9 protein-coding genes are annotated in these 13573 nt (G+C 47.8%); all 9 read left to right on the forward strand.

Annotation, left to right across the window (positions count from 1 at the left end):
• The first annotated feature begins 150 nt into the window (after nucleotides 1-150).
• The 9 genes from HNR77_RS16365 (at nucleotide 151) to HNR77_RS16405 (ending at nucleotide 13479) form a co-directional block, all read left to right on the forward strand.
• Complete coding sequence (locus HNR77_RS16365) at nucleotides 151-1170, forward strand: glycoside hydrolase family 88/105 protein (RefSeq protein WP_184186401.1); 1020 nt, start codon at nucleotides 151-153, stop codon at nucleotides 1168-1170.
• Nucleotides 1171-1185: 15 nt separating this feature from the next.
• Nucleotides 1186-3360 carry a 1,3-beta-galactosyl-N-acetylhexosamine phosphorylase gene (gene gnpA / locus HNR77_RS16370; RefSeq protein ID WP_184186403.1) on the forward strand — a complete coding sequence of 725 codons (2175 nt, stop codon included), beginning with the start codon at nucleotides 1186-1188 and terminating at the stop codon, nucleotides 3358-3360.
• 309 nt (nucleotides 3361-3669) lie between these two features.
• Nucleotides 3670-4377: a DNA alkylation repair protein gene (locus tag HNR77_RS16375; protein WP_184186405.1), complete on the forward strand. Its 708-nt coding sequence runs from the start codon at nucleotides 3670-3672 to the stop codon at nucleotides 4375-4377.
• 82 nt (nucleotides 4378-4459) lie between these two features.
• Nucleotides 4460-6262: a sensor histidine kinase gene (locus HNR77_RS16380; RefSeq protein WP_184186407.1), complete on the forward strand. Its 1803-nt coding sequence runs from the start codon at nucleotides 4460-4462 to the stop codon at nucleotides 6260-6262.
• Nucleotides 6263-6273: 11 nt separating this feature from the next.
• A complete protein-coding gene (locus HNR77_RS16385; protein WP_184186409.1) occupies nucleotides 6274-7857 on the forward strand; it encodes a response regulator in 1584 nt (527 codons plus the stop codon).
• A gap of 174 nt (nucleotides 7858-8031) precedes the next feature.
• Nucleotides 8032-9702 (forward strand): extracellular solute-binding protein, encoded by a 1671-nt coding sequence (locus HNR77_RS16390; RefSeq protein WP_184186411.1) that lies wholly within the window; start codon nucleotides 8032-8034, stop codon nucleotides 9700-9702.
• Nucleotides 9703-10011: 309 nt separating this feature from the next.
• Nucleotides 10012-10986 (forward strand): ABC transporter permease, encoded by a 975-nt coding sequence (locus HNR77_RS16395; protein WP_184186413.1) that lies wholly within the window; start codon nucleotides 10012-10014, stop codon nucleotides 10984-10986.
• A 16-nt stretch (nucleotides 10987-11002) separates the two neighbouring features.
• Complete coding sequence (locus tag HNR77_RS16400) at nucleotides 11003-11902, forward strand: carbohydrate ABC transporter permease (protein ID WP_111269743.1); 900 nt, start codon at nucleotides 11003-11005, stop codon at nucleotides 11900-11902.
• Nucleotides 11899-13479 (forward strand): glycoside hydrolase family 43 protein, encoded by a 1581-nt coding sequence (locus tag HNR77_RS16405; RefSeq protein WP_184186416.1) that lies wholly within the window; start codon nucleotides 11899-11901, stop codon nucleotides 13477-13479. The genes HNR77_RS16400 and HNR77_RS16405 overlap by 4 nt, the downstream gene beginning before the upstream one ends.
• Nucleotides 13480-13573 lie beyond the last annotated feature (94 nt).

The raw sequence follows: 13573 nt of genomic DNA on the forward strand, positions 1-13573 counted from the left end.
TAAATGATCGAAATTGCGCAGTTTTGTTACGAATATGCTTAGATGCAGACTATTTTACTGCGTACAATGAAATAAGTAAAGCGTTTTCATCACAGGACAGTCACTTCTCATACATCATCCGAGGAGTGTGCGCAGGAGAGGGGTATACACATGCTGCAAGTGAAATATGACCGTGAGCAACTATTAAACGCGATTCAGAACGTAACGAACAAAACGCTGGATATGGATTTGACCTGGGACTGGCCCTGCGGCGTAGCCTATTACGGGGTTTCGAGAGCCTATCAGACGACAGGCAATCAGGAGATTCTGGACAGACTGGTGAAGTGGGCAGATGAATATATTGAGCTGGGACTGCCCAGCTGGACGGTAAATACATGTGCGATGGGGCATGTGATGATTACGATATACGAAGAGACTGGAGATCAGAAGTATTGGGATATTGTGATGAGCAAGGTGGATTATTTGCAAAATCATGCGCTCCGCTTTGGCGATCGTGTGCTGCAGCATACGGTGTCAACAGCGAATGATTTTCCCGAACAGGCTTGGGCGGATACGTTGTTTATGGCTGCTTTTTTCCTGCTCCGGGTGGGCAGCAAGCTGAAGGACGAAGCGATGATTCAGGATGCCCTGAACCAATATTATTGGCATATCAAATACCTCCAGGACCCTGGTACAGGTCTGTGGTATCACGGCTATAACAACGTAAACAAGGATCATATGTCCGGGTTTTACTGGGGACGGGCGAATGCATGGGGAGCTTATACGATGTCACAGGTGAAACCTCAGCTCCAGGAGTGGTATTTATACCCGCAGTGTATGGACGTGGAATGTTCCTTGCGCGATCAGCTCGCGGCTATTAAGCTGCTGCAAACAGACAATGGCTTGTGGCGTACGGTGCTGGATGACCCGGAATCATATGAGGAAGTGTCTGCATCGTGCGGTATTGCCGCTGCTATGATCAATAATGGCAATCCGCTGCATACGAAATACGTGCAAAAAGCGCTTGAAGGCATTCTGAGCAATATCAGCGAGGATGGACGTGTGCTCGGGGTATCCGGTGGAACGGCCGTGATGAAGGACCGTGACGGTTACCGCAACATTCCGAAGGACTGGATTCAAGGCTGGGGGCAGGGATTGGCACTGGCATTTCTGTCTGACCTAGTGAGATAAGGGGGAGGAAACAATTTGCCAAAATCAACCAAAGGTGCCTTCACGTTGCCCGGAGAATCAGGTTATGAGGCACTGACCTTGGAGCTTGCTGAACGGTGGGGAGCCGATGTCATTCGCGATAGTGACGGGACGAAATTGTCGGAGGAGATTATTCAGGCCGGATACGGCATTTATTCGACGATCTGTATCATCCGTGATCATAATGAGTGGGCATCGAGGAATCTGGATAAGCTGCAGCAATGTTTTCTGATCACCCAGCCGAAGGTAGCGGTGCAGGATTACGTTTCCATCTATCTGATGGAGGATTTTTTTGCCGAACAGTTCAAAGTGAATGATTCCAGAGAAGCGTTGAAGTATTGGCAGGTGTTTGACCGTACCACAGGACGGGAAGTGCCAAGAAGCCAGTGGAATTACGAAAGGGAATCCGGAAACGTTGTTCTCACAGGTATTACGCCTTGGCATAAGTACACAGTGAGCTTTATGGTTTATCGTATCTGGGAAGAAATCTCGATGTACAATCATACCACGAACAACTGGCACAAGGAGCACCTGATGCAGATCGACCCGATCTATGCGGATACGCAGACCTATCTGCTGGATTGGATGGAAAAGTGGTGCCTTGCTCACCCGGAAACAACGGTGGTTCGGTTTACGTCTCTATTTTATAATTTTGCCTGGATATGGGGCAGTGATGAGCGTAACCGTCATCTGTTCTCGGACTGGGGCTCATACGATTTCACGGTAAGTTCGAGAGGTCTGGATTTATTTGCCGAAAAATATGGCTATTCACTCACGGCAGAGGATTTTGTGAATGGTGGAAAGTACCAGGTCAGTCATATGCCTGCTGGGCAGCGAAAGCTGGACTGGATGGCGTTCATCAATGATTTTGTCATTGGGTTTGGCCGCAAACTGATTGATATCGTGCATCGGCATGGCAAGCTTGCCTACGTATTCTACGATGACAGCTGGGTAGGTATGGAGCCGTATAATGAGCGCTTTGAGGAGTTTGGATTTGACGGCATGATCAAATGTGTGTTCTCCGGGTATGAGGCCAGAATGTGCTCGGGCATCAACGTGGATACACATGAGATCCGTCTTCACCCTTATCTGTTCCCCGTCGGACTGGGTGGACTGCCGACCTTTAAGGAAGGGGGCAATCCAACGCTGGACGCCAAAAACTACTGGATTAACATTCGACGCGCACTGCTGCGTGAGAAGATTGACCGGATTGGACTCGGCGGATATTTGCATCTGGTGGAGCCTTATCCTGACTTTGTAGACTACATCGAGAAGGTGGCAGATGAATTCAGGGAGATCAAGGAGCTGCATCAGGCAGGCAAGCCGTTTCAGCTTCGGACACGGGTAGCGGTGCTCCATAGCTGGGGCCGATTGAGGTCGTGGACATTGTCGGGTCATTTTCACGAAACCTACATGCATGATTTGATCCATGTGAACGAGGCATTATCCGGGCTGCCGCTAGACGTCCGGTTTATTGATTTTCAAGATATTCGTCAAGGTGTGCTGAGCGAGGTCGATGTGGTCATTAATGCGGGCAGAGCGGGTTCAGCGTGGAGCGGCGGCGAGCACTGGCATGATACGACATGTGTGGAGCTGCTCACGCGTTGGGTGCACGAAGGCGGCACGTTCATCGGCATGAACCAGCCGTCAGCGGTGGAAGGCTATGATACTTTTTTTCGCATGGCTCATGTGCTTGGGGTGGATGAGGACACAGGAGCTCGCGTGGTGCATGGCAAATGGACTTATGATGTGCAGGATCGACATAAGCTCATGCCAAAAGGTGTGTCTATGACAGGTAAACCACAAGTCTATCTAACGGATGGAACGGCAGAAGTGGTGCAAGAAACGGAAGGAAGCATTGCGCTGTCTATTCATGATTTTGGCAAAGGGAAAGGCATCTATTTGTCCTCATATGAATTTAGCTGGGCGAATGCCAGACTGCTGCTGAATCTGATTCGTTTTGCCGGTAATGAACTCCAAAGTGCCCGGTATATTACGGATAATGTACTTATCGAATGTGCGTATTATCCCGAAAGCGGCAAGCTGGTTGTGATCAACAACAGTGACCAGGCGCAGACAACAACAATTGACACCGAGTATGGAATGCAGACAGTGCATATCGCTCCATTTGATACGATCATCACCTGCATAGGGGCGCAGGCTTCGGTTTAACATCATCATCGGAGTGTCCGTAAAAATGATTTGCTACAAGAGAGCTCAAGGCTCGCAGCACATACGCTGCAAGTCTTTGGGCTTTTTGTTATGACTGATGGAGCATTTTATCGCTGAATGTCATACGTTACATGTATGGACATACTACCTGATGTGCTAGACTGATAAAAAGTATTTCAAAACTTGAAGCTATGTATAGCGCGAGTTGCTTTTAATTACTATGAGACTAAACGATTCATTTTCACTTTAACGGAGTTCTGTCATCGGAGTGTTCGTGTAAACTTAATCCTTACAAAGGGAGCTGCTCACATGAATGTAAATGAGGTTATGCAGGAGCTTGAAGCTTTAGGCACGGAACGTACGAAAAAAATCTATCTGTCCAACGGTGCACATGAACCCTTGTTTGGTGTGGCGACAGGGGCGATGAAACCGATGGCCAAGCAGATCAAGAAAGATCAGCCGCTGGCTGAACAGCTGTATGCTACAGGCAATTATGATGCGATGTATTTTGCTGGTGTTATTGCTGATCCCAAAGCGATGAGCCCTGCCGATTTTGAGCGCTGGATGGATGCGGCATATTTCTACATGTTATCCGATTATGTGGTTGCTGTGACGCTGGCCGAGACGGATATAGCACAGGACGTTGCAGATAGCTGGATTGTCAGTGGAGAAGAGCTGCGAATGTCCGGCGGGTGGAGCTGTTACTGCTGGCTTTTGGGCAGCCGCAAGGATGCCGAGTTTGAGGAGGATAAGCTGAGACAGATGCTTGCACAGGTGGAGCAGACCATTCACACCGCTCCTGAACGTGCGAAAATAGCCATGAATCTGTTTATCTATACCGTTGCCATATCTTATGTTTCGCTGCATGATCTGGCCGTAGAAACGGCGAAGAAGGTTGGACCTGTGCAAGTCGGTCAGGACAAGCCAAAAAGCAAGCTGATCAGTGCCTCCGATAATATTCAAAAGGCAATGGACCGCAATCAGCTTGGATTTAAACGCAAATATGTAAGATGTTAATCCGAAACGTGTATTCCATTATCACCATTGCTCGTTATAATGGTGTTAATGGACGACACGGGTGGGGGAGACAACAACGATTATGAAACGCAAGTTAGCTTGTAAGCGTATTCAGGTGCTGGATGATTGGAGTCTTAGAACGAAGTTATACATATTGTTTATTTTTTGTGTGCTGATACCTGTGCTGGCGACTAATGCCGTGTTCTATCAGAGCATCAAGGGACAGATCGAAGCGAAGGAGCAGAGCAGAATCAATGAAATGCAGCAGCGGATTCGTTTTAATCTGCGGAACAGTCTGGACAACAGCCTGTACGTATCCAATTTTTTATACACGGATGCCACGCTGAATCGGTTTATGGAGTCCAAATACCGTAATCAGGAAGATTATTATTTTGCATATTATGATATGCTGAGCGGCAACAATCTGGTTCGGTACTATTACAGCTACCAGCAGGTGAACCAGGTGACCTTTTATGTAGACAATGATACCTTCGTGAACGGAGGCAACTTTATCAAGCTGAACGATGACATCAGGAAGAGTGAATGGTATCAGGCACTGATGAACACGGACGACCAGATGATGATCTACTCGTATTTTGACAAGCAGCAGGCGGAGATGTCGCAAAGTCAAGGCGGGCGGAAGGTCAGCATTATTCGCAAACTGAATTATTTCGGGAAGCAGCAGGTGGAGAAGGTGTTAAAGGTTGATCTCGACTATGCCTTCATCAATAAGTCTTTCAAAAATGAGGGCGCTGGCGGCAAAATCTATATCGTTTCGGATGATCGAATTATTTTCTCCAATGATGCACAGATGAATCAGGCGCGGAAGCCGTTTAACCTTATGTCCAGCATGGAGCTGGATGCTTCGCAATCCACGGAATCCATTCCTGTTGTATCGGAAAATTGGCAAATTATCGTTCGTGGAGAGAAGCTGGATTTTCTAACGGAGATGATTGACTCCAGAGCGAATCTGCTGCTGCTTATTATCCTTAATTTGCTGGTGCCGACACTGCTGATCTGGCTGATTTCCAGATCGCTTGTTGACAGAGTAGGACGAATCGCGAGGCATCTGGACCAGGTTAAACAGGAAAAATTCGAAGTGATCACAGAACCCGCTGGCAAGGATGAGATCGGCAGCCTGACCCACAGCTATAACATGATGGTGGTCAAAATCAGGAATCTGATCGAGATTGTATTTAAAGGACAGGTTGAACGGCAGGCGCTGGAGCTTTCGAAGAAACAGGCTGAATTAAAGGCGCTGCAGAGCCAGGTTAACCCACACTTTATGTTTAATACCCTTGAAACCATTCGAATGCGAAGTCTGATCAAGGATGAGCATGAAACGTCTGACATTATTCAGAAGCTGGCGTTGCTGTTGCGACAGACGATCAATTGGGGCAATGATCTGGTTACCGTCCAGGATGAGATTCGGTTTGTCGAGAGTTACCTGGTTATTCAGCAGTATCGCTTTGGCGAGAAGCTGCAGTTCGTGATCCATGCTGGCGATGAGGACATTCTGGAGATGAGAATACCAAAGCTGACCGTATTAACCTTTGTAGAAAATGCTTGCATACATGGCATCGAGGGCGGCTCAAGTGATGGTGTTGTAGAAGTAAGCTTCCAGAAGCAGCAAGAGCAACTGCACATTGTGATACGTGATACGGGGGTTGGTATGGATGAAGACAAGCTGTCTATGCTGCGCAATATGATGCTTGATCCAAGTCTGGAGCGGCTCAGCGAGCTTAGCAGCATCGGGGTGATGAATGCTTTTATACGGCTTCGAATGTACTTTGATGAACGTGTACAGGTGCACATTGTCAGTGAAAGGTACAAGGGAACCACGATTCGGATTGAAATTCCTCTTGTACAAGCATCTCAGGGATAAGGAGCGAGGATATGATCAACGTGCTGATTGTGGACGATGAGCCATTTATTCGCCAAGGACTACTTTTGCTGATGGATTGGAACGCAATGGGATTTCAGATTTGCGGGGAAGCTTCAAACGGCGTACAGGCGCTCGAATGTATTCGGGCTGTGAAGCCTGATCTCGTTATATCCGATATTAAAATGCCTGAGATGGACGGGATGCAGCTTGCCAAAATCATATATGAACAGTATGGCGGCGAGATGAAAATGGTGCTTCTCAGCGGATTCTATGAATTTGAGTATGCCAAACAAGCGATCAAGTATCAGGTAAACGATTATATTCTCAAACCGATTGTCAAGGACGAGCTGCAGCAAGTGCTGGAGGCCTTCAGAGATTTCTTTCGGGAGAGAACAGAAGAAAAGCGGCATCAGGAAAAGCAGGAACAGATCGTTCTCGCTCAGCATGTGCAATCGATCCTGCTAGGAACGGCTGATGAGGATACAGTTGATCATGTGCAAAGCCTTTACGGGACAGCAACCAGATATCGATGTCTGATGATTGAAACAGAGTCGGAGCAGGAAAAGCAGCAGACAGAAGGGTGCCTACACGTGGAAGCTGCTCTAAACCAAAAGTATGCCGGGTATGTCCTGAAGTCCTTTACAGGTGAGAAAAACAGGGTGCTCCATATTGTAACCGATCTGCTGCTGAAGCAGGAGGCTGTATCACTCGAACAATACGTCACGCGGCTGTATACCGAATTGAGCCGCATACAGAGTGCAGCGATTGCCATTTATGCCGGCAGGGAAGTTAACAGGCTGGAGGAGCTGCATGAGTCCTATTACTCCTGTGGTAAAATTAAAAGCCTGCGTTTCTTTAGCGCATATGGTCCGATCTATTATTTTGAACATATGGATACAGGTGTGTTTAACAATCAGCCCGCCGGACGGGAGAAACAGCTTTTTGACGGACTCATTCGGGCTATCGAGGAGCATCGTACCGAGGATATACGCGGTCATGCACAGGCTGTTTTTCAATTTTTTCTGGAGGAGCGCATAGAGCCGGGCATCGTAGGTATCCATCTGCATTATCTGGCGTATACCCTGCTCGGACTGGTTAACAGAGACGACAGCGATCTGAGTCTGGACGGGGAATGGATGCAATCGACGTTTCTGCAGGAGAATTATGCCATGCTGTCGATGGAAGAGAATATCGATAATCTGTGTGAGTTCTCATACAAATGTGCGGAGAAGCTGAAGGAGCGGCAGAAATGGAATGCAATGGGTGTGCTGGCCCGGGTCGAAGCATACATTCATGAGCACTATATGGATAATATCAGCCTGAAGCTGCTCGGGGAGCAGTTTTATATGAACAGTGCGTATCTTGGACAGATTTTCAAAAAACATTACGGCGTCAGCTTCAGTGATTATCTGAATCAGATTCGAATTGAAGAGGCCACCCGGCTGCTGCGCAGAACGGATTACAGGGTGTATGAGATTGCAGTGATGGTGGGATATCGGGATTCGGATTATTTTATTAACCGCTTTGAGAAAATCAGGGGAGAGACGCCTGCCCAGTATCGAAAAAGGGCACAAGCAATGCATACTGCAGATTAATCCTCCTGTCCCCCTTGAGAGGGGAGCAGGATTTTTTGCATATCTGGAATTATTGGGATGAGGTCTATAATTTGTCCCGTTGAGCGGCTCAGGTAACAATGATAATTTTAAGTCAGCCTTTGGAAAGCGCTTTCCAAAGAGCGATTCTCAACATACTTGGCTGGAGGGGTCATGATGAAAAAGGATGTCAGAAAAAGATTCAGGCAGTTCGTTTTACTGACTTTGATGCTGACGGTAGTGCTGGCTGGATGTACGCCAGGAGCATCAAAAACGGATGAGAAGACCGCAGACGGCAAGGAACTGAAGCAATTTTCCGCATTTTTTGCCGTACCTGGCAAGATTGCACCTGACGATAATCGTGTGATGAAGGCCATTGAGGAAAAGACGGGTGTAAGAGTAACGATGGATTGGCTTACAGGCCAGACGGCCAAAGAACGAATCGGTGTCATGATTGCAGGTGGAGAGTATCCGGACTTTATTGATGGCAGTGATGGTACACAGCAGCTGGTGTCTGCCGGTGCACTTGTGCCACTGGAAGACTATATCGACAAATATCCAAATATCAAAAACTATCTCGGTGACGATTGGAAAAAGATGAAAAATTCAACCGACGGTCACATTTACTTCATTCCACAATTCGGCAACGTGCAGGGTGATTCCATGAAGGTGTCCCATGATGGGGAAGCATTCTGGATTCAAAAAGCGGTGCTGGAGTGGGCGAATTACCCAACGATCAAAACGCTGGATCAGTATTTCGATCTGATCGAAAAGTACAAAGCAGCCAATCCAACGATTAACGGTCAGCCAACGATTGGCTTTGAGATTATCTCGTACGACTGGCGTTACTTCGCGCTGGAGAACCCACCACTCTTCTTGGCTGGTTATCCGAACGAAGGGGCCGCTATTATCGACAAGGCTACATTAACAGCGAAAAACTATAATACGATTCCGGAAGCGAAGGCTTATTTTAAAAAGATCAATGAGGTTTACAACAAAGGACTCGTAGACAACGAAACGTTCACAGCCAACTACGATCAGTACATTTCCAAAATTTCAACAGGACGTGTACTGGGCATGGTCGATCAGGGATGGCAGTTCCTTGATGCAGAGGCTTCACTTGTCAAACAGAAGCTGTATGAAAGAACGTACGTGCCGCTGTCCATTACATTGTCCGAGGATGTGAAGGGGCGTTATCAGCATAAGCCAATCCTGAATGTTAACGGCGGACTGGCGATCACGAAGAGCTGTGAAGATGTTGAAGGAGCACTGCAATACATTAACGACCTGCTTGATCCGGAGATTGAGGTTCTCAGAACGTGGGGACAGAAAGATGTGGATTATCAGGTGGATGACAAAGGAGTATTTTCCCGTAATGAGGAGCAGCGTGCCAATGCCAAAGATCCGGACTGGGTGCTTGCGAACACAGGAAGCCCGCTGGTGTACTTCCCGCATCATGAAGGCATGACAGCAGACGGTAAAAATGCAATGGACCCGAAAGAACAGCCGGAAGAGTACCTTGCAACCTTGAATGATATCGACAAAAAAGTGCTCAAGGCTTACGGATACACCAAATTTACCGATTTCCTGGAGCCAGCAGAAGATAACGAGCCTTGGTTCCCGATCTATACGTACAACTTCGAACCCAACAAACCAGAGACGATTGCCAGACAGAAGATGGATGATGTGAAGCGGAAATGGTTGCCGAAAGTCATCATGACTTCTCCGGCCGAGTTCGATAAAACATGGGAAGAATATCAATCGACCCTGAAAGAGAGCGCGGATATTAAAGCTTATGAGGATGCGCTGACCGAAGAGGTTCGCAGACGTGTAGAGCTGTGGGGTTAATGGCGGACCAACGCTACATGTAGCATGACAGCTATACCACAAGTAACGCAAGCAAATACAACAAGCTATGTGACAAGCAATACGATAAGTAACACCACAAAATATTTGGCAAGAAATACAACAAGAAAAATGATAAGCAATACCACAAGCACTATACGCAAGTAAAGTTGTGAGCAAGTCAGAGGCTATGGGGCATCCCTATAGCCTTTCTTATTCAACACATAGACGTGTGCTTATTGGACTGGAATGGATTCGAATCATCCGCGTTGGATGATATAGATAAAACTTGTAATCAAGGAGAGAGAACGTATGGCCAAAAAGGAGCTGCAGCCCTCGTTAAATACCAGCCATATTCCTTCAGGGAAAAGCTGGATCGGATATAACTTGTCCAGAATGAAAAGTCAGCGTCAATTGATGTGGATGTCCTTCCCCTTCATTGCGTTTATTGCTATTTTTGCCTACGGTCCTTTATGGGGCTGGCTGATGGCTTTCCAGAATTACAGACCAGGCTTGGGCTTGATGGAGCAGGAGTGGGTGGGGCTGGATCATTTCCGAACCTTGTTTACGGACCCTACCTTTTTACGTGTCATTCGAAACACACTGGCGATGAGTCTCATCAGTCTGTTTCTCGGGTTTGTCGGTTCGATTGGGCTGGCGCTATTGCTCAACGAACTGCGTATGGTTTTATTTAAACGTGTTGTACAGACGGTATCCTATCTGCCGCACTTTCTGTCCTGGATTATCGTGACAGGGATTGTTGCGAATGTACTATCAACAGAGAACGGGATTGTGAATGTGCTGTTGACCAAGCTGGGGCTTATCGACACGCCGATCAATTTTTTTGCCGAACCGAAATATTTCTGGGGCATCGTAGGTCTGTCCAGCATGTGGAAGGAGATTGGCTGGGGCACGATTATTTATCTCGCTTCGATGGCTTCCATTAATCCGAGTCTGTACGAGGCGGCTTCCATTGATGGAGCGGGTCGCTTCCGCAAAATGTGGAATGTCACCCTTCCGAGCATCAAACCAACCATCATTATCCTGCTGATTATCAACGTGGGTAACGTGCTGAATGCAGGCTTTGAGATCCAATACTTGCTGGGGAACGGACTGGTGCAGGATGTATCCGAGACCATTGATATTTTCGTACTGAAATACGGGATTAATCTTGGAAACTACTCCCTTGCTACCGCAGCCGGGATTTTCAAAAGTGTAGTCAGTCTGGTGCTCATCTTTATCGCCAACGGGATTGCCAAATCTCTTGGTGAAGAGCGGTTGATATGATGAGGGGGGAAGCGCTATGAACCGAATTAGTGGAAAACGAAGCCTGGGTGACTCTATTTTCTCGATCACCAATGGCATATTTATGTTGCTTGTTATGGTTGTTACGTTATATCCTTTTTTAAACACCATTGCCGTATCTTTCAATAACGGTCTGGATACGATTCGCGGGGGAATCTATCTCTGGCCGAGGGAGTGGACGCTGCAAAATTATGTGTCCGTGTTCCAGAATCCTCATCTGACCCAAGCGGCATTTATCTCGGTTGCGAGAACCGTCGTCGGAACGGTGGTGCAGCTCTTCTGTACCGCTATGCTGGCTTATGTGCTGAGCCGCAAGGAATACATGTTTAACAAGCTTGTCACAACACTCTTTGTGATTACGATGTATTTCAGCGGCGGCTTGATCCCCGGGTACATGCTGATCAAACAGGTTGGACTCCTGAACAGCTTCTGGGTATACATTATTCCGGGCCTGATCGGTGTATTTAACATGATTGTCATTCGTACCTATATTCAGGGATTGTCGGAGGGACTGATTGAATCGGCCAAGATGGACGGAGCCGGAGATTTTCGCATCTTCATGCGTATTGTGCTTCCGCTGTCCAAGCCGGTGCTGGCTACAGTTGCTTTATTTATAGCTGTGGGTCAATGGAACTCATGGTTTGACTCCATGCTCTATACGGCAGGCAACCGCAACCTGACAACACTGCAATATGAGTTAATGAAGCTGTTATCCTCGTCAACGTCACAAGGGGGAACCGTCAATGTGGATCAATATAAAAATGTGACAAACATGGTTACCCCTGTATCCATTCGGGCAGCGATTACCATTGTGACGGCAATGCCCATCGTTTTGCTGTATCCGTTCTTGCAAAAATACTTTGTCACTGGACTCACCATTGGAGGGGTAAAAGAATGAACAATGCAAATCAAGGCGAGTTATGTACGTTTAACAATCCAATCATGCCAGGATTCTATCCTGATCCGTCCGTATGCCGGGTGGGGGATGATTTTTATCTGGTCACTTCTACGTTTGCATATTTTCCGGGCGTGCCGATCTTTCACAGCCGCGATCTGGTTCACTGGAAGCAGATTGGCAATGTGCTGGACCGTGCTTCGCAGCTCAATCTGAAGGGAGCGGGGCATTCGCAAGGGATTTTTGCCCCGACGCTTCGGTATCATGATGGGCTTTTCTACATGATCACCACCAATGTGTCCCATGGCGGAAATTTCGTAGTGACCGCTACAGACCCGGCGGGGCCATGGTCCGATCCTTATTTTATTGAAGGAGCGGAAGGTATCGATCCAACGATTTTCTTCGATGAAGATGGTAAAGCGTATTATCTGGGGACACGGCCTTGCTCCGAGGGAGTTCGTTATAACGGGAACTGGGAAGTGTGGCTGCGGGAGCTTGATCTGGGCAGCATGAGGCTGGTGGGTGACAGCTATGTGCTGTGGCGCGGGGCGATGGTGGATGTCATCTGGCCGGAAAGTCCGCATCTATACAAAATCGGAGATTATTACTACCTGATGATTGCAGAAGGTGGTACAGGTCTGAACCATGCGGTCACAATTGCACGCAGCAGCAGTTTAACCGGGGGGTATGTCGGCAATCCGAATAACCCGATTATTACGCATCGTCATATGGGCAAGCACTATCCGGTAATCAATGTAGGACATGCTGACCTGGTGCAGGCACCTAATGGACAATGGTTTATGGTGATGCTGGCTTCCAGACCGTATGGCGGAGATTTCAGCAACCTTGGCCGCGAAACCTTCATTGCCTCGGTGGAATGGGAGGATGGCTGGCCTGTTGTTAATCGTGGAATAGGCAAGCTGGAGGAGAAGGGTGTGCTTCATCTGCCCGCTGCGCCTGTGGCACCAGATTTGCGCTGTGAACATTTTGACCATGATCATCTGGGCTTGCAGTGGATGTTCCTGCGTAATCTGCAGGAGGACCTGTATTCCTTGACGGAACGCAAAGGATACCTGCGCTTGAAGCTGAAACCGCAAACATTGAAGGAACTTGAAAACTCCAGCTTTGTCTGTGTGCGGCAAAGACATATGGATTACGTGGCAGCAGCGGCCATGGAATTTGTACCGCAGCATGAGTATGAAACAGCCGGTCTGGTCGTTATTCAGAACGACCAGTATCATGTGCGGATAGAGCGGGCAATCGAAGAAGGGCATCAGGTGCTGCGAGTCATGACCTGGCTTGGCGGTGTGGAATCACAAGCTGGACGCGTTGTGCTGGATGGAGAGACTCCGCGAGTCTACCTCAAAATGGCTGCGCTTGGGCAGCAGCTCAGCTTCTATTACAGCACAGATGGACGCGAATACCATCTGGTTGCAGGACAAGTGGACACGACCAGTCTGAGCACGGAGGTAGCTGGCGGTTTTGTCGGGTGCTGTATCGGTATGTTCAGTAGCAGTAACGGTCAGTCCTCCGATCAGGTAGCGGACTTTGACTGGTTCGAGTATGGTTCATATATTTAACTGTACTTGCCAAAATTCGGAGTAATAATTTGTAAAAAAAATAGAGACCGTCATATGTTTCCTTGTACAATGGAAGTACCACCCACCATTACGC

This window comes from Paenibacillus sp. JGP012, from assembly GCF_014203995.1.
GTDB classification, from domain to species: Bacteria; Bacillota; Bacilli; order Paenibacillales; family Paenibacillaceae; genus Paenibacillus; species Paenibacillus silvae.